Here is a 19,183-nt window from a genome sequence, read left to right as displayed (position 1 = left end):
TCAGTTCGAGCGGTAGATGCCCGAGAAGGTCTTGAGATCCTGATCGGTATTCTTCAACGCTTCGGCCGCCTTGATCGGCAGGATCTTGATGGTGTCTCGCGCCGGAAAGCCTTCCGGCAGCTTCATGCCGTTGCGGGCCGGGATGTAGCCGAGCTTCAGGAAGCCTTCCTGGCCCTTTTCGGAGAGCACGTAATCGACGAACGTCTTAGCGGCATCGGCGTTCTTGGTGCTGGCAAGGATACCGACCGGCTCGGTGACGGCCGAAACGCCTTCGCTCGGGAAGACGAACTCGACGGGAGCGCCCTTCGCCTTCTCGCGGATCGGCAGGTAATCGACGACCATGCCGTAAGCCTTCTCACCCGAGGCGACGGACTTCAGCACGGCGCCGTTGCCGCCGGCCGCGATTGCGCCGTTTTCCGCGAGCGACTAGTAGAAATCCCAGCCGAGGCCGGGAACGGCGGTGAGCGTCTGGGCGTGGATCAGGGCCGCACCCGAGGCGAGCGGGCTCGGCATGGTGACGAGGCCCTTGGCTTCCGACTTGGTCAAGTCCTTCCAGCTCGCCGGCTTCATGGCAGCCGAGGTATTGTACATGATGCCGGTGGTGATCAGCTTGGTGGAATAGTAGTAACCTTCGGCGTCATAAAGGGCTGCATCATACTGGGCAGCTTCCGGCGACTTGTAGGCCATGAGCTTGCCGTCTTCCTTGAGGCGCTCCAGCGTCACCACATCGGCAATCAGCAGAACATCGGCAACCGGGTTACCGGCCTGGATCTCGGCCTGCAGCTTGGCCATGATCTTCGGCGTGCCGTCGCGAACCCAGTCGACCTTGATATCGGGATTGGCAGCCATGAAGCCGTCGACCGTCGCTTGTGCGTCTTCGTTCGGCTGGCTGGTGTAGAGAACGAGGTTTGCGGCGGACGCCGGAATGGCAAAGAGGCTCGCGGCGAGAAGCGCTGCGGCGGAAACGATGGTTTTCATGGGGAAGATCCTCGATTTCGATACCCCTCCCTTATTGGGGGTCGTTGACAGAGATGTGACAGGGCGCCGCAGCCGCCGCGGCGCCATTCCCACAACCTTCCTTGGTGGTTCGCCTGCCCTGCCGACAATATAGTTGATCGCCCCCCCGATTTCTGGAATCGCCTGTGAACGCGGCCCGATCCGGGCCGATTCGAGGGGATGGCAAGAATGAGACGGACACCCTGGCGCGCGCGCCTGCGCTACCAGTTCGACAAGAGCATGGCCGCCGGCCCGATCGCCCTGATCGGCTGGCTGGCGGTGATATCGCTGGTCGTCATCATCGCTGCCGGTCTGCTGCTGGCGCTGACGGGCATTGCGCCCGACGGCGGCGAGCATATGAGCTTCGTCGAGGGTGCCTGGGAATCGCTGATGCGCACCATGGACGCCGGCACGATGGGCGGTGATATCGGCTGGCCCTTCCGCGGCGTCTCCCTTGTCGTCACCATATCGGGCATCTTCGTCTTCTCGGCCCTGATCGGCGTGCTGAGTTCCGGCATCGAGGAAAAGCTGGATGACCTGCGCAAGGGCCGCTCGCAGGTGCTCGAAAACGACCATACGATCATCTTCAACTGGTCGCCTTCAATCTTCGACGTCATCTCCGAACTTGTCATTGCCAACACCAGCCGGCGCCGCCCGCGCATTGTCATCATGGCCGCCAAGGACAAGGTGGAGATGGAGGACGAGCTTGCCGACAAGATCGAAAGTCTCAGGAACACCCGTATCATCTGCCGCAGCGGCGATCCGACTGATCTTTACGACATCAACATCGTCAACCCGCACACCTCGCGCTCGATCATCGTGCTGTCGCCGGAAGGCGACCATGCCGATTCCGAAGTCATCAAGACGGTGCTCGCCCTCGTCAACGATCCCGGCCGCCGCAAGGAGCCCTACCAGATCGCCGCCGAAATCCGCGACACCAGGAATGCCGAGGTGGCGCGCATCGTCGGCGGCAAGGAATTGCAACTGGTGCTTGCCGACGACCTGATCTCGCGCATTGTCGCCCATTCCAGCCGCCAGTCGGGACTGTCAGGCGTCTATTCCGAACTGCTCGATTTCGAAGGCTGCGAGATCTATACGCTCGAGCAGCCCGAACTCTCCGGTAAAAGCTTCGGCGCCGCGGTGATGATGTACGAGACCTCGACGCTGATCGGCTTCTGCGACAACGAGGGTGCGGTCCATCTCAACCCGCCGGCAAGCCGCATCTTCCTGCCCGGCGAGCGCGCCATCATCATCGCCGAAGACGATGCCGCCATCAAAAGCGCCGCCGCCGAGATGCGTGTCGACAAGGAGGTGATCCGGGCTCCAGTGACACGCGAGACAAAGGCGGAGCGCACGCTGATGCTCGGCTGGAATCGCCGCGGCCCGATCATCGCCCGCGAGCTGTCGCGTTATGTCGCCCCGGGTTCGCAACTCACCATCGCCGCCGACACGCCCGATATCGAACAGGAGGTTCGTGGCCTGACGCTTGCGAGCGACAACATGGCGGTCACCTGCCGCCTCACCGACACCAGCAGCCGCGCCGAACTCGACGACCTCGATATTCCCGCCTACGACCACGTGCTTGTGCTCGGCTACTCCGACCACATGGCCGCACAGCCCGCCGACACCCGCACGCTCGTCACCCTTTTGCAGCTACGCCGGATCGCCGAGAAGACCGGCCGCCACATCGGCATCGTCAGCGAGATGATCGACGTGCGCAACCGTGAGCTTGCCGCCGTCACCCGCGCCGACGATTTCGTCGTCAGCAACAAGCTCGTCAGCCTGATGCTGGCGCAGGCCTCCGAGAACGGCCAGATGGCGGCGATCTTCGACGAACTGCTCGACGAGGACGGCTCGGAAATCTACATGCGCCCCGTCACCGACTATGTTTCGATCGACAAGCCGCTGACCTTCTATACGATCTGCCTTGCGGCGCTACGCCGCGGCGAGGTCGCGATCGGCTATCAACGGCAGCGGCAGGGAGAAGCCGACGCCCGCAATCTTTCCGGCGTCGTCGTCAATCCCGGGAAATCGGATCTTCTGGCCTTTGCCGAAGCCGATCGCCTGATCATCCTCGCCCGCCAGTGAACCCGCGTGTGAGAGTTCACGCAGGCGTGAACGCGCGGCAATTTGCCATTGCCGTGCTTTGCGCTACGTCACTCACATTTCGATGAGGGAGGAATTTCAATGGAATATCGTCTGCTCGGCCGTTCCGGCCTGAAGATCTCGACTTTGACCATGGGCACGATGACCTTCGGTGGCGTCGGCTGGGCAAAGACCGTCGGCGACCTCGGCGTCGCCGAGGCGCGCAAGATGATCGACATGTGCATCGATGCCGGCATCAACCTGATCGACACTGCCAATGCCTATTCATCAGGCGAATGCGAAAACATCATCGGCGATGTGCTCGGCGGCAAGCGACCGCAGGGCGTGTTGCTCGCTACCAAGGCCCGCTTCAGCATGGGCGACGGCCCGAACGATCAAGGCCTGTCGCGCTACCACCTGATCCGCGAATGCGAGGCGAGCCTCAAGCGCCTGAAGACCGATGTCATCGACCTCTACCAGGTCCATGAATGGGACGGCCAGACGCCGCTGGAAGAGACGATGGAAGCGCTCGACACCCTGATCAGGCAGGGCAAGGTGCGTTACGTCGGCTGCTCGAATTATTCCGGCTGGCACATCATGAAGGCGCTTGGCATCGCCAACGAGCACCGGTACCAGCGCTTCGTCAGCCAGCAGATCCACTATACGCTGGAAGCGCGCGACGCCGAATACGAGCTGCTGCCGATCTCGATCGACCAGGGTCTCGGCGTGCTGGTCTGGAGCCCGCTCGCCGGCGGCCTGCTCTCCGGCAAGCATCGCCGCAACCAGGCAGCCCCCGAAGGCACGCGCCAGTTCGCCGGCTGGACCGAACCGCCGATCCGCGACGAGAACCGCCTTTGGAATATCGTCGAGACGTTGGTCGCGATCGGCGAAGAGCGCGGCGTTTCGGCGGCACAGGTGGCGCTCGCCTGGCTGATCGGCCGCAAGGCCGTGACCTCGGTCATCATCGGCGGCCGCACCGAAGCCCAGTTCCGCGACAACATCGCCGCTGCCGAGCTGAAACTCACGGACGACGAACGCAAGCGCCTCGACGCGGTCAGCTTGCCGCCGGTGATCTATCCCTATTGGCATCAGCTGAACACGGTTAGCGACAGGCTTGGTGAAGCCGACCTGGAGCTTTTCGGCCCGCATCTCCAGCAATAGGCGATAGCGGATCCGGCATTGCACGGCGGAAGACAAAGCATGTCGCGCGAAAGTGTGCAGCGGTTTCGCGACCACGACATGCTCAATCAAAGACCTAAAGTGTGGCAGGCGAACCTGAAAGATCGCGCCATACTTTAGCCGTCACAAAAGATGCGCTTTCGCCGTGTTATCGTAAGACCCCGCCGCTCCCGCGAGGTTCTCCATGCTGAAGAATTACAAGGTCCTGAAGGGTACGGCGAGCGCACTCGCTCTTGACGACGACAACGATCCGCACATCGAGATCCGCATTGAGGCGAACGGCGTCAGCTACCGCATCGCGCTCAACGTCCGCTCCAAGGAATCGCCGCACGACTTGCTCTACGCCAATATCGTCGATTTCAAGCACCCGGCGCTGACCGAGGTGCTCGAAGCCCTGCCAATGGGCCTGACCGACATCCGCAAGGACCGTCCGGAGCTTGCCATCGACTATGTCCGCGGCGGGCTGATCGAGCGCGAGGACATGAATGTCGCGCCCTTTCAGCTCACCGGCCCGAAGAACGACCTGCGTGACTTCATCGAGCCGATCGTCCAGGAAGGCATTGTCGATTCCGACGTGCACTTCTACGCCTTCGGCGAGGCCTGGGGGCCCGAGAACGACAAGCCGGACCAATATTTCGACTTCGAACCGGGCAACGGCATCCACGACATCCACATGAACCAGGGCGACGGCGGCAGCTTCAAGGCCACCAACGGGCCGAACCAGGACGGCGCCCTGCTCGTCCATTTCAACGATACCGACGAATGGGCGGCGATCTTCCTCTGCTTCCAGTCGCAGAACTGGAACACCGATGCGACGACCGGTCATCCGGTTTCGGACAGCCGCGGCGGCCAGGGCCGCGGCGAAGGCACACGCCGGCCGCAGCCGATCGTCGCCTCGTCGCTGCGCATCGTCGCCGCGCTGATCAACCCGGTGAACGATGAAGGCGGCACCGAGGCCGAAACGGTGACGATCGTCAACCGTTCCGACATGGAGGCATCGCTCGACGGCTGGAAGCTGGAGGACGAAAACGGCAGGACCCAGACGCTGTCGGGATCGCTTAGCGCCGGCGAACTGCGGACCATAGCGCTCGATGCCGCAGCCGGTGGCCCGCAGCTTGCCAACAGGGGCGGCGACATCATCCTGCGCAATGCCGACGGCGCCGTGGCCGACCGAGTTGGCTACGGCAAGAGCGAGACGGCGAACGAAGGCTGGACGACGATCTTCTGATCGGCGTTCTGGCTGGCTGGTTTGCATAACGGGGGAGCCTAGGGAGCTGTATGGCTTGTGCCACATGTTGCTCTTCGCCTGCGCTGATTGCATTCGCGGCTCTCTGCCGCTCACCCCCTCAACCGGCTGCCGCCACCTTCTCCCCGCTGGGGAGAAGACATTCGCGGCAACGCCTCGCCTCCTCGAAAGCGTTCGTTATGGAAGCGAAAGCTTACGGCTTGCTTCCTCTTCTCCCCAGCGGGGAGAAGGTGGCCCGAAGGGTCGGATGAGGGGGCCGCACGGCACGCCCTCTACTCAACCTCTCACGTCAGCCGCCGATTTCGGCCGAGATCAGCGCGCTCAGGCGGCCAATGCCGTCTTCGATCATCTGCTCGTTGGCGCAGGAGAAGCTGACGCGGAAGGTGTTGGCGCCCGAACCATCGGCGAAGAACGCCTTGCCGGGCACGAAGGCGACCTTGGCGGTTTCGAGTGATTTCGCCAGCAGCTTGGCGCCGTCCATGCCCTCGGGCAGCGTGATCCAGATGAACATGCCGCCCTCCGGCTTCGTCCAACTGGTGCCTTCCGGCATGTATTTGTCAAGTGCGGCCAGCATGCAGTCGCGGCGCTTGCTGTAAGCGGCCTTGATCTTGGCGACCTGCGCATCGAAGCCGCGCTCGGCGACATCTGATATCGCCATCTGGTTGATCGTCGAAGAATGCAGGTCGGCCGCCTGCTTCATCAGCACCAGCTTGCGGATGACGGGCGCGTTGGCGACGATGAAGCCGACGCGAAGACCGGGTGCCAGCGTCTTCGAGAAGCTGCCGCAATAGATCGTGCGCGTATCGTTGATATGGCCCTTCTCGGCGATCTCGAGCGCCAGGATCGGCGGGATCGGATCGCCGTCGTAACGCAGCGACTGGTAGGCCGCATCCTCGATGACGGCGATGTCGAGATCTTCTGCCAGTGCCAGGACCTTTTTGCGGCCGTCGAGATCGACGGTCTCGCCAGTCGGGTTGGAGAAGTCGGCGGAAAGATAGGCGAACTTCACCTTGCCGCCGGCAGCGGAAGCGGCCGCGCGGTAGGACTCGGGCGTCCGATTACCGTTCGGCGTCAGCTGGTCGTAGGCTGGTTCATAGGCGTTGAAGGCCTGCAGCGCGCCGAGATAGGTCGGCCATGTCACGAGTGCGGTGTCATCAGGCGATAGGAAGAGCTTGCCGAGATAATCGAGACCCTGCTGCGAACCGGACACGATGAAGACATTGTCGAGCTCGCAAGGGATGCCGAGAGCCGCCATCTGCCCGACCAGCCATTCGCGCAGCGGCTTGTAGCCCTCGCTGACCGAATATTGCAGCGCCGAATTGACGGCCGCGCCGTCGAAGATATCGGCATAGGCCTGCTTGAACTCTCGATCCGGAAACAGCGCCGGATCAGGAATGCCGCCGGCAAAGGAGATGATGTCGGGCCGGTCGAGAAGCTTCAGGAGCTCGCGGATTTCGGATGCGCGCATGCGCGACGAGCGCGACGCAAACATGGTGTCCCAGTTCAGCATGGAGTTTCCTCGTTTTTTCTATACCGCCGACAAATCATGCCGCGGAAATTATGTCAACAATACTGACCTATTTTCTTGTCATGGTGACAAGTGTAGACGCCATCCGATATCAAGGCGCTCGATCCAGAATCTGCTGCTCGATGTCAGCCCCATCAAGCGATTATTCCGCTGATCAAAGCCGAACCGGCTGATTCAGACCTTTCCAAGACCGCCTCGGCGGCGCTAGTGTCGCCGCCACTATTCAATGTACTATCAAGGTGCCAGCAATGACCGTGACGTCGGCCTCTCCTGAAATCAAAATCGAACTCCACAAGTCCCCCGTCTCCGACGCCGACCGCATCCAGGCACTGGCGACGCCCGGCTTCGGCAAGGTCTTCACGGATCATATGGTCCTGGCACGATGGACTGCCGACAAGGGCTGGCATGATGCGAAGGTTACGCCGAGGCGTCCTCTGGAGCTCGATCCTGCAAGCGCCGTGCTGCACTATGCTCAGGAAATTTTTGAAGGCATGAAAGCTTACAAGGCAGACGATGGCCGGATTCTGCTCTTTCGGCCCGAAGAGAACGCCCGCCGCTTCACGCAGTCGGCAAACCGCATGGCGATGCCTCCCGTGCCGGAAGAACTCTTCCTTAAGGCGGTCGAGGAACTGGTCCGCGTTGACAAGGCCTGGATTCCGTCCGGCGACGCCAGCCTGTACCTTCGCCCCTTCATGTTCGCCAACGAGGCGTTTCTCGGCGTTCGTCCGGCTCAGGAATATGTCTTCTGCATCATCGCCTCTCCGGTCGGCGCCTACTTCAAGGGCGGCGCGAAGGCCGTCTCCCTTTGGGTCGAGACCGAATACACCCGTGCAGCCAGCGGCGGCACGGGCGCCGCAAAATGCGGCGGAAACTACGCAGCCAGCCTCGTGGCGCAAGCCGAGGCGTCGAAGAAGGGTTGCGATCAGGTCGTCTTCCTGGACGCCGCAGAGCATCGCTGGGTCGAAGAACTCGGCGGCATGAACATCTTCTTCGTGATGAACGATGGATCAGTGGTGACCCCGCCCCTTGGCGGCACGATTCTGCCGGGCATCACCCGGGCCTCCGTGATCGTACTCGCCGAAGAAAGGGGCTTGCGCGTCGAGCAGCGCCCCTACTCGTTCGCGGAATGGCAAGACGACGCTGCCAGTGGCAGGCTCGTCGAAGCCTTCGCTTGCGGCACTGCCGCAGTCCTGGCGGGCATCGGCCTCGTTCGACATGCAGGCGGCGAATTTCCAGTCGGAGACGGACAGACCGGCAAATTGACCAGCGAACTGCGCCAGCAGCTCGTCAGTCTGCAGAAGGGCGTAACGAACGATGAGCACGGCTGGACGCGCCTCATCCCGGCCTGAAATCCGGACGTTCCACACCAACGGCGGCGTCAGCACCGACATGGTGGACGCCGCTTTCCGCCTCGCCCGGAAAAGCCGTCGGGCTGGCGATCTATTCCGCCCTCGTCGGAGTTCGCTTCGATCTGCACGATACATTACGTATGTTCTTCGAGCCGACAGCAATTAAGCAATCCGCGGATCGCTTTCGAAACGGACGCCGCCCGGTTTTTTGGGGCCGAGTCAGCCGGGAAAAACCATCGTCAACTTCCCATTTGGCGACAGAAATAGTACCGACGCCAAAACGGTTCGCCATTGACCGATGCCAAGTGATTTCTTACGATCTATTAATCGATAGAGGAAAGGTAAGAATGGCCACCGCAACCCTCTCTACAAAATTCCAGATCTCCATTCCCAAGGAAGTGCGCGAACAACAACACTGGTCGGCGGGACAGGAATTCGTGTTCATTCCCAAAGGCAAAGGCGTATTGCTGATGCCGGTCCCGACGCTTGCCGATCTTCGCGGCATCGCCGAAGGTGCAGACAAGACAAACTACCGCGACCGGAACGACCGTTTCTGATGCGCGTGATCGACAGCTCCGCATGGATAGAATGGCTGACGAAAAGTGCTGCTGGAATCCAGCTGCAGGCCGAAATCCCGGAACGCGATCAATGCATCGTTCCGACGATCGTGCAGCTCGAGCTTTCCAAATGGCTGGCACGCGAAAAGGACGAGGAAGCCGTCGAAAGCTTCATCGCTTATACCGCAACATGCATGGTTGTTTCTCTCGACACGACGCTTGCTCGCCGTGCTGCCGAAATATCGGCAGCCCATAAACTCGCCACCGCCGATGCGATCATTTATGCAACCTCGGAGCGCCACGATGCCGATATCCTGACCTGCGATGCCCATTTCAAGGATCTCGAACGCGTCATCTATATCGATAAAAAAGACTGATCCGCATGTGACCCAAGCCCTCGACGGCTGGGCACAACGCTTCTATCACAAACCGGGAAATGATAATCTGGCATCTGGAATGGCTGAAAACCGGCATGTGCAGGCGGCACCGAATCCAATGGCGAAAATGACGATCTCGCTTCCGGATAATCTGGCGGAATACGTCGAAAACCGTGTCGCAAGCGGCAGATACAGCAGTGCTGACGCATTCCTGGCAGAGCTCATTCTGAAGGACCAGCTCCATCACAAGCTTGACGACGACGAACTGCGCAACATCCTGAGACAGGCTGAGGAAAGCGGCCCGAGCGATCGACGCATTCCCGACATCCTGTCGGAAACGAAGGCGAAGCTGCGTGACAATAGCCTATAGGCTGACCCGAAAGGCGGACGCGGTGCTATCAGGCATCGACGAATATGCTTGCCTCAACTTCGGCGAGGCGCAGGCAGACGCCTATCTTCTCGACTGGGACAGGATTTTCGTGCTTCTTTCCCATGCTCCCTCCATGGGAGAAGAGTGCGACGAACTCGGCGTCGGCCTTCGCCGCCTCCTCCACATGCGCCACGTCGCCTTCTACCGGGTGACATCGGCAGGGATTGTCGTCATTGACATCATCGACGCGGACCGGCTTCCCGAAAGACATCTTCAATCCAACCAACGCCCGCGATCGGCCGAACAGCATGCCTCTTGAGCGCACCTTTTTACTTCTATGAGGAAAATGCCGAGACCTACGCCAACCGGGCGCGCGGCCTGCCAAAGCAGCAGCTCGATGCCTTTCTCGCTGGGCTTGCGCCGGGTGCGGCCATCCTCGAACTCGGCTGCGGCGGCGGGCAGGACAGCGCCTACATGCTGGCGCACGGTTTCGACGTGACGCCGACGGATGGCTCGGCCGAGCTTGCAAGAAAGGCCGAAGTGCTGATCGGCAGGCCGATCAGGGTCATGTTGTTCCAAGAGCTCGACGCCGATAGCGCCTTCGACGGAGTCTGGGCACAGGCAAGCCTTCTCCACGTCCCGAGGCCCGAGCTGCCCGCCGTCTTCGCCCGCATCCGGCGTGCCCTGAGGACGGGCGGCATCATTCACGCGACATTCAAGGCAGGCGATGCGGAAGGCCATGACGGCTTCGGTCGTTATTACAACTACCCCTCAGCCGAATGGCTGTCGGAGCTTTTGACGAAGGGCGGCTGGCGGAATATCGCCATCAGCGAAAGCGACGGCGGCGGCTATGACGGCAAGCCGACCCGCTGGCTCGTGGTGGGCGCGCAACGATAAAGGCCAGAGCTTCCGCCCTACGTTCGGCACGCAGTTCTTGGCGCCGTCGCGATTTCAGGTGAAAACGCCGCTCCCCCTCCGTCAATAGAGAACAAACCCTTCTCCTTGAGTGTGTTGGCTCCCAGTCGTTTCGTGTCGGCTGAGACATCGAGAAACTCGCGCACGATCGTCGGATTTTTCTTCTTCAGCGGGAACCGAAAACCATCAAGGGGGTTCGATCACAATCTGACGAAGCCGGCTATAGCTGAACATGCCGCAGGTATCTCAAAAGCGGACGAGGATTGGACGGGGAGATACCAAAGATCTCTTGTTGACCACCTGTCTCCCAGGATGGATTGCCCGTTCGCTCGCCAGAAGCGGAATTCACCGAATGAGCCAATTGGCAGACATGAAGAACGCCGAACTTCTCAAACTCTCGGGGATCGGCCCTCGGTCCGTTGAGCAGATACGGTCGGCTGTTAGAAAATTCAAGCGCAACCGAACACACATCTCGGCGGCGCATTCTAAGGAATGATCGACGCTGCGGATTGGAGTAAGGAATGAATGAGAAAGCTCGACTGGAAAGCGACATCGCAGCCCTGAGGCCATGGTTTCACAATCTGCGAATTAACGGCGTTCAAACCGCGCCGGATCATTTCCTCGGTGACTATCCGTCCTTCAAATGGGCACACTTTCAGCAGGTTGTGCCTGAAGATCTCAACGGATGCAGCGTTCTGGACATCGGCTGCAACGCCGGGTTCTACTCGCTTGAAATGAAAAGAAGAAATGCCGGGCGGGTCGTCGGAATCGATTCCGACCCGCATTATCTCAGGCAAGCTGAGTTCGCAGCCAGAGAGACAGGTGAGGATATCGAGTTCAAGCTGATGTCGGTGTACGAGGTGGAAAAACTCAGGGAGAGATTTGACCTGGTCCTTTTCATGGGTGTCCTTTATCACCTGCGGCATCCGCTACTGGCACTCGACCTTCTGCATGAGCATGTTGTCGGCGGAAAGATGCTGTTTCAATGCATGCAGCGGGGTGAAGAGGAAGTCGCGGCACTCGAGGAAAATTACGACTTCTCCGACGCGACAATATTTGAGCAGCGCGGCTTTCCGAAGCTTTATTTCGTGGAAGAACGTTACGCCGGCGACCCCACCAATTGGTTCATTCCGAACAAGGCGGCGGTCGAAGCGATGCTGAGAAGCACTGGGTTTGTCATTCGTGCAAATCCGGAACGGGAAGTTTATCTGGTGGAACATGGGACGCGCCATCCCATGGCGGAACCGCCTCCGGCACTTTGCTGAAGAAATTCAGGTCCAAACCGCTTCTGCAGTCAAATATCGATCAATTGGGGCAGGCGGTCCAGGTAACGTTTGATGGTGCGTTCAATTCGCGCTGTCTCGGCGCAGTCGACGCTGCCCCTAGCCTGCGACCACAGTCCTATCTGAAAACCGAGATAACAAGCCTCAAAAAACCTGAGTACATCGTCGCGCAAGTCGCAATCCGCTTGCCGAGCGACGAGATCGGCAAGACGTTCGCGCTCCTTGCTCGACAGTTCGAACTCCACGCAAGCACCCACGACGTCCCAGGCGATGTCCTGGCACCCAATCAGATCATGGGCCGCATTGTGGTCGAGCGCATCCGTCTTTATGATCCGCCCGGTGGTGCTCGTCAGCCATTCCCATGGGTGAAGCCGGTTGTCCGTATCGACCCGTCGCAATCGTCCGGCTAGCCGCTCGGGCATGCCTATTGCGCGCCTCAATATTTCTGCTGTGTTCGATCCTGCCGCTTCCGCGATATTGAAAATTGCCATTTCGCAAAGTTTCTGGATCGGCGCGCCGCCGTTTCGTGCCGGGAGGTGACGGGCCCGAAAACCAAGATAACGTCCGAGGTGATCCACCATGTGGCGCCTGCCTACACCGCTATTGTCGAGGGGCGTTCCATCTATCCATTCTTCGATGATGAATCCGTAACAGGTGCCGGCAATCCTCGGAATAAAGCCGGCTTCGCTCAGCAAAGAGCCTCTGCGCGCCTTGTCCACGTCGCTCCCGCAAAGCCCGGCAAACTTGACGTGCCAGGCTTCTCCTTCGGCTTCCATCAGGAACTTGCGTTTTTCCATCTGCATGTGGCTCGGCGGCCAATGCGAAGGATCGCGATACCGAACGCCGCGCCATGCGCCACCGGACAGATCCCGCCACGACGATCTCGCAACTCCGACGACATCGGCCGCCCATGTGTGCAGCCGATGTTTTGGGTCTTGGGCCTTCAGAGTAAGATCATCGAAGCTGACGACATGGCGTGGCCGGTCTCGCCAACGGGTCAGATGCGTCTTGCTCGCATGCGGACCCGGCTCACCGGCGTGACTTGGGAAAAAGTGAAGCCGACCGGACGCCACGCCATTCGCCTGCAACCAGTCCCCGACACAGCCGAACGAACTCCCCGATAGCCCCGGCCCCTCATCGACGATAGCAAAATCGGTATCGGGATGGGCAAGGATGCGCTTGGAAAAATCGGGCGTAGCATTTACCTGCCGCTCGAACGGGTGGCCCGTCGGCCGCAGCGAATAGGCAGGCTCGGCACCCAAGGCTGCGGAAACCATGGCCGCCAGTCCGGTCCCGATGCTCCGTATCCCGATGACGACCGTCTGAGGCGTTAGTTTCGAGATCGAAGCCGCTTCGATATAGCTCTCGGGATACAAAGCATAAAAGGCGTAGCCCTCTGCCCGCTTCATCCTTACCGGATCGGTGCTGTCCAAAGATTCGAGTTTGGCTGTCCAATCTTTTGGAAAGGACAAAATCCCGCCAAATCCGTCTCGCCACGACTGCATGACCTCCCGCGCCTGCATGAGCAAAAGTTTCGCGCCGGCGTCCTGAAGCTCGGACACATCGTCGGCGCCTTTTTTCCCAAATTCTAGATCGGCCAGTGCCTGGACCAATTCTCCGGTCAGGATGAACGCCTGGACTAGAGTTTCGTGGCGCTGACGGCTTGGCTGCATTTCGATACACGCCATCATCAATCCTCTGATCGATGCGCGCACTGCTGCTGCGCTCTCGATGTGCTCGACATCGCCATAGACCAGCATCCGGTCCTCCTCTTTGCCACGTTGCCTGCCCGAACTGGCTGGATGATCGTTAGTCGCAATTGAAAAAATCGGAAGAACCGGGAACCGTTGCGGCTCCCGCTTGTTAGCTTTGTAGATGCCTCAGAAAGCAGCCCCTGGAGGGAACCATGCGTTCGAAATCCATTCGCGTTGGATTGGTGGGAGTTGGCAATTGCGCCTCGTCATTGGTTCAAGGACTTACATACTATGATAACGCCCGGGAAAACGAGCCGGTTCCAGGCCTCATGCATACTGATCTCGGCGGCTATCACGTGCACGATATTGAGATATCCTGCGCCTTCGATGTTGCCGCTTCAAAGGTAGGGCGGGATGTCGCGGAAGCGATCTACGCCGAGCCGAACAACACTCACCGTTTTGCAGATGTCGCTCCGATTGGCGTGGAGGTGAGACGCGGGAGGACGATGGACGGGATAGGGAAGTATCTTCAGGATCGGATCGAGGAATCGACCGAGCCTTCAACGAACGTGGCGGAAATCCTCAGGCAAAGCCAGACGGAAGTGCTAATTTCCTATCTTCCCGTTGGCTCGGAAGAGGCAACGAAGTGGTACGCCGAACAGGCGCTGGCGGGAGGTTGCGCCTTTATCAATTGCATTCCGGTATTCATAGCCTCCAAACCGGAATGGCAGCAGAAGTTCGCTGCCCGAAAGCTGCCGATCATCGGCGACGATATCAAGAGCCAGGTGGGAGCAACGATCGTCCACAGAATGCTCGTCAATCTCTTCCGCGAGCGGGGCGTCCGTGTGGACCGCACCTATCAGCTCAATTTCGGCGGAAACACCGATTTTCTCAATATGCTGGAGCGCGAGCGGCTGGAATCGAAGAAGATCTCCAAAACCCAGTCGGTCACCAGCCAATTGGATATTCCGCTTCCAGCAGACGATGTACATGTCGGACCGAGCGACCATGTCCCTTGGCTCACCGATCGGAAATGGGCTTATATCAGGCTTGAAGGCACCACTTTCGGCGGCGTGCCGCTCAACGCAGAGCTCAAGCTTGAGGTGTGGGACTCCCCCAATTCCGCTGGCGTGGTCATCGATGCGATACGCTGCGCGAAATTGGCCCTCGACCGAGGCGTTGGCGGAGCCCTGACAGGGCCGTCGAGCTATTTCATGAAATCGCCGCCGCAGCAGTTCACTGATTACGAGGCCCGCCGGCGAACGCAGGATTTCATCGATGACCTGGAGGATGTTTTGCGCGGGGCCGCGGAATGACGGTAACGTTCTTCCTGGTCCGCCACGCCGCCCACGACAATGTCGGGAATTTCCTGGCCGGCTGTACGGCCGGGATTTCGCTTGGCGAAGCCGGCCGCTCGCAAGTTCAGCGTCTCGGGCAGAGGCTGCGCCGCGAGGACATCACTGAGATCTACACCAGCCCGCGCGAACGTACACGGGAGACGGCAGAAGGTATCGCATCGGCCTGTGGTCTGTCTCTACCGCAAACAGATAATGCTTTGGACGAGGTGAATTTCGGCGACTGGTCCGGAAAGACGTTCGAAGTCCTTAATGACGATCCTCTGTGGCGGCGCTGGAATACCACACGTAGCCTCACCCGCACGCCAGGAGGCGAGACGATGCTGGACGTTCAAACTCGGATCTTCGGCCTAATGGAGACTTTGGCCAGCGGCGGTGACAAAAACCGAATAGCTTTGGTCTCTCATGCCGATGTCATCAAGGCGGGTGTGAGTCACGTCCTAGGATTGCCGATCGATGCTTGGCCCAGATTTGATATTGCGCCCGCCTCCGTCACGACAGTTGTGATCGGTGACTGGGGTGCAAAAGTGATGACGCTCAACGAAGTGACCTTATAACCCGTTCGTTAAATCCTGCCCGGGGAAGTCAAATGATCGAAGCTGCAATGATCTGGAACGAGCCGAACAACAAATCGCACTGGGATCCGGAAATCGATCCTGAATGGAGCCTATTTGCGCAAATGGCAATCCTCGCCGCCGATGCCATCGGAGCCAAGAATCCGGAACTGACGAAGGTACTCGGCGGGATATCTCCAATCGACCCCCTCTTCATCAGCCGCATGAAAAATTACGGCGTACTCGATCACCTCGATGCCGTCGCGCTGCATGGATTCCCGCTCGACTGGAACCTCTGGCAGATCCATGAGTGGCCGGAGAAGATCAACGAAATTCGCGCTGTCACCGATCTGCCGATCTGGGTCAGCGAAGTGGGTGTCTCGACATTCGGCGCCGAGGAAGTGCAGTTGTGGGGTTTGCAACGAACTGCCGAGTTGCTCAAGGGTAAAGTCGAGCGCTTGCAATGGTACAGCCTCTACGACCTCCCCCGATCATGGGAGGCAACCACCCGTCATCGCGAAGCCGAAGGCTCCTCCTATTACCGGCACTACTATATGGGCATTCTGCGTGAAGACGGAACGCCCAAACCGGCGCTTGAGGAGTTTGCCAAACACACGCCGGATTTCGGGCTGGTGCAATGGTTCCACTTCGAAGACCCGCGGCTGGATGAAGCCGCCGCCTGGATGAAGCGCTTGGGAGTAAAATCTGTGCGCACCGGGCTTTCCTGGGCTGACCGATTCCGGCCCAATGCCCTCGATTGGTTCGACCGGCAGATGCGTGCCCTCGAAGACTTCGACGTAACGGCGACATTCTGCTTCACGCCCGAGCATAGAGGTATCGCGCCGCACCATACGAGTCCGCCTCTGGTGCCCGAAGAATTTGCCGGGTTCTGCGAGGAAATGGTTGAGCGCTACGCACCGCGCCAGGAAAGCGGACATATGTCACGTGTTGCCAAGTCAGCTGCCCGATTGCTGGGCCTCGAATCACGTGCGTCCCTCGGAGCCGGCTAAACCCAGGCTCCGGGCTATCCTGCCGATCGGCCCTCGGGAATAAGCCACCCCCTGATAGCATGCCAAGGCCGCACGAGCCCACAGGATGTAAAGTCTGGGGCTGTGCAGGAAACGGGCGATTGAAAACACCCGGTGACTCCAAAAGCTGATCCAGTAGCGCATGATGTAGACCGCCTTGCGCTGCGAAGACAGACTATGGCTGCCGGCACGGACACGTTTGCGCGGGCGCATACCCTTACGTGGCCAGGTCAAACGGAATGAGAGGCCCTCGCGACGCTGACGGAATCCCGCAGCTTGCGTCGCTACAACAAAATCGGCGTCGACGTGAGACAGTGCGATCCTCTTGTCATCTATCCCCGCAAGGATCGCATCCAGAAGTGCTTTTGAGCGGACGATAACCACATTCGTCCCTCGTCCATCCGAGGAATAGGGCTCCTTCCAGGCATCCCCGAAAGCGATATCCGCCGTTTCTGCGACGACGTCGTCGCAGAAATTGCAGGCGGAATTCTGAAAAAAGCCCGCCCCCCAGTCCCCATCGGCCAGATGCCACCAGTCTTGGGCACGCGTATCTCCGTTTTCGAGTGTCAGTTGCGTCCGATACCAATTCGCAGGTCGATCCGGGGACTTTATCCTGTAGTCGAGCCGTTTAACCTTTCTGATATCCTCACCCATCTGCCACGCGAAGCTTTCAGCCATGCGCGCGCTTTTCATATGGCCGCAAAACAGCCCAAGCGTGAAGGCAATGCGCTCCTTCAATATTGGGTCATCGGCACAGGCTAGTCGCACCGCCTTGATGAAACAGGGAATACCAACCACGGCATACCGGCCGGGCGCCTCGCGAATGGACTGAAGCACTCCGGAAAGTTCGACTGGATAATATCGAGATTTGGCGCCGGCCTGAAGTTCCTGCAGATTGCGTGACAGCGAATAATGAAACAGGCGCCCTTCCAACTGCGGATCATCGCTCTCCTTGACGTGAGCCACACCGTCAACCAGCCCCAGGCGCAGCAGCTCCGCAGCCACCCAGGTGACCATGCCCCCGGAACTGCCCTTCGAACGGTATTCCCCTTCCTCGACATGGCCGACAAAAGCAGCCTCGAAACGACCCAGTAGAGGGTCTTGGTTTTCCGCGCGGGGAAAATATTCGGCCGCCAATTCGTCCTCGTCGCGAGCCATTGGCGAAAACGGGCAAATTCGGGCAAACTCTTCATCACCGCCCTGCAACCAAGTCCGTGGGGCTGTGGGCTTCATCTGCCCGTATCGGTCGAGTCCCATGCGCACATCAGGCCGCGCTGACTTTGCGACGCAGGAGCCGCAGCCGATGCAGAGGCCGGAGGCCGCAATATCCCCGGGGCCGATGCCCGCAGTGAGATGATCCTGCTGCTGGGAGCTATTGCAAGGCATGGCTGAGATAGGCGGTGGATCTATCACGCAAGGAAGTTATTTGTTGCGAGATAGCCACGGGAAGTGGGTTATCAAGAATAACATCTAGATGCGATGGAATCGTATCCTCGGTGAGGACATGATGCTCGGCGCGGACAAGCTGCATCAGATCGCGAATCTTGTTGGAGCGATAATCGGAGAGGACGCATGCAAACGGCTTTTCGTTGACAAGCGAAAACACGCACCCATGAAAGAAGTTCGTCACGACAGCCTTAGCGTCGGATATGAACCTGGCGAAGTCCTCCGGCCCGGCATCGATCCATTGCTCGTCGGCCCAATCGTTCCGATAGCCGATGCTGACGAGCGGATAGCCCCGATCTCCTGCCCACCGGCGCACCGCATTTTGGAACCAGGTTGGAAAACTGTGCCCGTAAACGGCTATATAAGATGCCGCATCCCCGTCATCTCTGCTCGCAGTCTTCATCTGCGGAAATTGCAGACACGGGTCGAGAACGAGTTCTGGCTCCCGTCCCAACGTCTCGCGGATGATCCGCTCCGAATGGAGATCCCGGACTGAAATATGAGAAAACTTTCGCAACTTTTCCGCCCAACCCTCCAGCCGCTCCGACGATGCCAGACTTCCAAATGTCGCGGCATAGGAGATAGTGCGCCCGCATCGCAGGCCCTCACCATAAAACACTGCATACCCGCCATACCAGGGATGGCGAAGGTTCCACACCTCGTCGCTGCCGACGACGACGAGCGAAAACTCGTCCATTGCGGCCGGATTCTCCAAGGGAAAAGGCGATGAAAGAGGTAAGCTGGCAAAGGAGTGAAAGAATTTCCGGATCTTCGCTTTGTAGAGCGGGTGGTCTTCCTTCGGCGTTGCAACAGGAAGCAGCGGTTGCAGCGCGCATTGCCATTCGGCGCGGTTCACGCGATCGGACATGTGTTCCAGGAGAACGGCTTCGACTCCCATGGACGCGAGGCCTTCGGCTAGACAGCGTGCCTGCCAATAGGAGCCGTAGTTTATGCAGCGATGAAAGGTAAGAATCCCGACCTTAAGCATTTGGTCCCTGAAGCAGATCGAATACCCTCCGATAACCGTTCAGTTCCAGTTCCGTTCCCAACAAACCGACGCTCGCCTCTTGGTCCGCGACGAGAAGTTCTCCTGAGAGCGCCAATTCGCATCGAACCGTCAGCGGAACCTCTCGCGGCGTGACGTGACCAGCCGGTGCGCGATTGCCGCCTGTTCGGGAGCCGTTTCTTCTGCATGTCGCGATGAAGTAGATAACCCCCAGC

18 protein-coding genes and 1 pseudogene are annotated in these 19,183 nt (G+C 59.6%); 14 read left to right on the top strand and 5 right to left on the bottom strand.

Features of this window, described 5'->3' with window-relative positions; all coding sequences use genetic code 11:
* Positions 1–978 (bottom strand): annotated as a pseudogene (locus ACIPSK_RS04895) (ABC transporter substrate-binding protein).
* 207 nt (positions 979–1,185) lie between these two features.
* Between ACIPSK_RS04895 and ACIPSK_RS04890 the strand changes: the two are divergent.
* The 3 genes from ACIPSK_RS04890 (at position 1,186) to ACIPSK_RS04880 (ending at position 5,488) form a co-directional block, all read left to right on the top strand.
* On the top strand, positions 1,186–3,084 hold the full coding sequence (locus tag ACIPSK_RS04890; RefSeq protein WP_162116051.1) for a CASTOR/POLLUX-related putative ion channel: 1,899 nt from the start codon (positions 1,186–1,188) through the stop codon (positions 3,082–3,084).
* A 99-nt stretch (positions 3,085–3,183) separates the two neighbouring features.
* Positions 3,184–4,242 (top strand): aldo/keto reductase, encoded by a 1,059-nt coding sequence (locus tag ACIPSK_RS04885; protein WP_018074245.1) that lies wholly within the window; start codon positions 3,184–3,186, stop codon positions 4,240–4,242.
* Positions 4,243–4,444: 202 nt separating this feature from the next.
* A complete protein-coding gene (locus ACIPSK_RS04880; protein ID WP_162116050.1) occupies positions 4,445–5,488 on the top strand; it encodes a DUF2278 family protein in 1,044 nt (347 codons plus the stop codon).
* Between the two features lie 307 nt (positions 5,489–5,795).
* Here ACIPSK_RS04880 and ACIPSK_RS04875 read toward each other — a convergent pair whose 3' ends face one another.
* Complete coding sequence (locus tag ACIPSK_RS04875) at positions 5,796–7,016, bottom strand: aminotransferase-like domain-containing protein (RefSeq protein WP_162116049.1); 1,221 nt, start codon at positions 7,014–7,016, stop codon at positions 5,796–5,798.
* Positions 7,017–7,282: 266 nt separating this feature from the next.
* Here ACIPSK_RS04875 and ACIPSK_RS04870 point away from each other — a divergent pair, with 266 nt between their 5' ends.
* The 8 genes from ACIPSK_RS04870 (at position 7,283) to ACIPSK_RS04835 (ending at position 11,867) form a co-directional block, all read left to right on the top strand.
* A complete protein-coding gene (locus ACIPSK_RS04870) occupies positions 7,283–8,383 on the top strand; it encodes a branched-chain amino acid aminotransferase (RefSeq protein ID WP_162116048.1) in 1,101 nt (366 codons plus the stop codon).
* 347 nt (positions 8,384–8,730) lie between these two features.
* On the top strand, positions 8,731–8,940 hold the full coding sequence (locus tag ACIPSK_RS04865; protein ID WP_017964988.1) for an AbrB/MazE/SpoVT family DNA-binding domain-containing protein: 210 nt from the start codon (positions 8,731–8,733) through the stop codon (positions 8,938–8,940).
* Complete coding sequence (locus tag ACIPSK_RS04860) at positions 8,940–9,317, top strand: type II toxin-antitoxin system VapC family toxin (RefSeq protein WP_162116047.1); 378 nt, start codon at positions 8,940–8,942, stop codon at positions 9,315–9,317. The genes ACIPSK_RS04865 and ACIPSK_RS04860 overlap by 1 nt, the downstream gene beginning before the upstream one ends.
* Before the next feature lie 118 nt (positions 9,318–9,435).
* Positions 9,436–9,687: a ribbon-helix-helix domain-containing protein gene (locus ACIPSK_RS04855; protein ID WP_162116161.1), complete on the top strand. Its 252-nt coding sequence runs from the start codon at positions 9,436–9,438 to the stop codon at positions 9,685–9,687.
* Positions 9,671–10,006: a type II toxin-antitoxin system RelE/ParE family toxin gene (locus ACIPSK_RS04850; protein ID WP_162116046.1), complete on the top strand. Its 336-nt coding sequence runs from the start codon at positions 9,671–9,673 to the stop codon at positions 10,004–10,006. The genes ACIPSK_RS04855 and ACIPSK_RS04850 overlap by 17 nt, the downstream gene beginning before the upstream one ends.
* A complete protein-coding gene (locus ACIPSK_RS04845) occupies positions 10,003–10,584 on the top strand; it encodes a class I SAM-dependent methyltransferase (RefSeq protein ID WP_162116045.1) in 582 nt (193 codons plus the stop codon). The genes ACIPSK_RS04850 and ACIPSK_RS04845 overlap by 4 nt, the downstream gene beginning before the upstream one ends.
* Positions 10,585–10,834: 250 nt before the next feature.
* Positions 10,835–11,098 carry a DNA-directed RNA polymerase subunit alpha C-terminal domain-containing protein gene (locus tag ACIPSK_RS04840; RefSeq protein WP_407751652.1) on the top strand — a complete coding sequence of 88 codons (264 nt, stop codon included), beginning with the start codon at positions 10,835–10,837 and terminating at the stop codon, positions 11,096–11,098.
* 25 nt (positions 11,099–11,123) lie between these two features.
* Entirely contained in the window at positions 11,124–11,867 is a 744-nt protein-coding gene (locus ACIPSK_RS04835) for a TIGR04290 family methyltransferase (protein ID WP_162116044.1), read from the top strand.
* Between the two features lie 29 nt (positions 11,868–11,896).
* On the opposite strand, the gene ACIPSK_RS04830 is transcribed toward ACIPSK_RS04835, so the two are convergent.
* Entirely contained in the window at positions 11,897–13,645 is a 1,749-nt protein-coding gene (locus ACIPSK_RS04830; RefSeq protein WP_162116043.1) for a hypothetical protein, read from the bottom strand.
* Positions 13,646–13,791: 146 nt separating this feature from the next.
* Between ACIPSK_RS04830 and ACIPSK_RS04825 the strand changes: the two genes are divergently transcribed.
* Genes ACIPSK_RS04825 through ACIPSK_RS04815 form a run of 3 tightly spaced genes read left to right on the top strand, consistent with a single transcriptional unit; the run spans position 13,792 to position 16,498 of the window.
* A complete protein-coding gene (locus ACIPSK_RS04825; protein ID WP_162116042.1) occupies positions 13,792–14,895 on the top strand; it encodes an inositol-3-phosphate synthase in 1,104 nt (367 codons plus the stop codon).
* The gene (locus ACIPSK_RS04820) at positions 14,892–15,491 is read left to right on the top strand and encodes a histidine phosphatase family protein (protein WP_162116041.1); all 600 of its coding nucleotides are present in this window, start codon (positions 14,892–14,894) and stop codon (positions 15,489–15,491) included. Before ACIPSK_RS04825 ends, ACIPSK_RS04820 begins: the two co-directional genes overlap by 4 nt.
* A 32-nt stretch (positions 15,492–15,523) precedes the next feature.
* Entirely contained in the window at positions 15,524–16,498 is a 975-nt protein-coding gene (locus tag ACIPSK_RS04815) for a beta-xylosidase (RefSeq protein ID WP_017964997.1), read from the top strand.
* On the opposite strand, the gene ACIPSK_RS04810 is transcribed toward ACIPSK_RS04815, so the two are convergent.
* Positions 16,472–17,773, bottom strand: coding sequence for a Coenzyme F420 hydrogenase/dehydrogenase, beta subunit C-terminal domain (locus ACIPSK_RS04810; protein WP_162116040.1), 1,302 nt, complete (start codon positions 17,771–17,773; stop codon positions 16,472–16,474). The two genes, ACIPSK_RS04815 and ACIPSK_RS04810, sit on opposite strands and share 27 nt — an antisense overlap.
* A gap of 115 nt (positions 17,774–17,888) precedes the next feature.
* On the bottom strand, positions 17,889–18,950 hold the full coding sequence (locus ACIPSK_RS04805; RefSeq protein ID WP_162116039.1) for a polysaccharide pyruvyl transferase family protein: 1,062 nt from the start codon (positions 18,948–18,950) through the stop codon (positions 17,889–17,891).
* Positions 18,951–19,183: the final 233 nt, after the last annotated feature.

The organism is Rhizobium sp. LARHSG275 (assembly GCF_052871115.1).
Note: the sequence above shows the minus strand (reverse complement) of the source record. Positions and strands in the feature narration are given on the sequence as shown.

Excerpts from the sequence above, each read along its gene's own strand:
- ACIPSK_RS04890 (WP_162116051.1), top strand. The coding sequence starts at position 1,186 with ATGAGACGGACACCCTGGCGCGCGCGCCTGCGCTACCAGTTCGACAAG.
- ACIPSK_RS04885 (WP_018074245.1), top strand. The coding sequence starts at position 3,184 with ATGGAATATCGTCTGCTCGGCCGTTCCGGCCTGAAGATCTCGACTTTG.
- ACIPSK_RS04880 (WP_162116050.1), top strand. The coding sequence starts at position 4,445 with ATGCTGAAGAATTACAAGGTCCTGAAGGGTACGGCGAGCGCACTCGCT.
- ACIPSK_RS04875 (WP_162116049.1), bottom strand. The coding sequence starts at position 7,016 with ATGCTGAACTGGGACACCATGTTTGCGTCGCGCTCGTCGCGCATGCGC.
- ACIPSK_RS04870 (WP_162116048.1), top strand. The coding sequence starts at position 7,283 with ATGACCGTGACGTCGGCCTCTCCTGAAATCAAAATCGAACTCCACAAG.
- ACIPSK_RS04865 (WP_017964988.1), top strand. The coding sequence starts at position 8,731 with ATGGCCACCGCAACCCTCTCTACAAAATTCCAGATCTCCATTCCCAAG.
- ACIPSK_RS04860 (WP_162116047.1), top strand. The coding sequence starts at position 8,940 with ATGCGCGTGATCGACAGCTCCGCATGGATAGAATGGCTGACGAAAAGT.
- ACIPSK_RS04855 (WP_162116161.1), top strand. The coding sequence starts at position 9,436 with ATGGCGAAAATGACGATCTCGCTTCCGGATAATCTGGCGGAATACGTC.
- ACIPSK_RS04840 (WP_407751652.1), top strand. The coding sequence starts at position 10,835 with ATGCCGCAGGTATCTCAAAAGCGGACGAGGATTGGACGGGGAGATACC.
- ACIPSK_RS04835 (WP_162116044.1), top strand. The coding sequence starts at position 11,124 with ATGAATGAGAAAGCTCGACTGGAAAGCGACATCGCAGCCCTGAGGCCA.
- ACIPSK_RS04830 (WP_162116043.1), bottom strand. The coding sequence starts at position 13,645 with ATGCTGGTCTATGGCGATGTCGAGCACATCGAGAGCGCAGCAGCAGTG.
- ACIPSK_RS04825 (WP_162116042.1), top strand. The coding sequence starts at position 13,792 with ATGCGTTCGAAATCCATTCGCGTTGGATTGGTGGGAGTTGGCAATTGC.
- ACIPSK_RS04820 (WP_162116041.1), top strand. The coding sequence starts at position 14,892 with ATGACGGTAACGTTCTTCCTGGTCCGCCACGCCGCCCACGACAATGTC.
- ACIPSK_RS04815 (WP_017964997.1), top strand. The coding sequence starts at position 15,524 with ATGATCGAAGCTGCAATGATCTGGAACGAGCCGAACAACAAATCGCAC.
- ACIPSK_RS04810 (WP_162116040.1), bottom strand. The coding sequence starts at position 17,773 with ATGGGACTCGACCGATACGGGCAGATGAAGCCCACAGCCCCACGGACT.
- ACIPSK_RS04805 (WP_162116039.1), bottom strand. The coding sequence starts at position 18,950 with ATGCTTAAGGTCGGGATTCTTACCTTTCATCGCTGCATAAACTACGGC.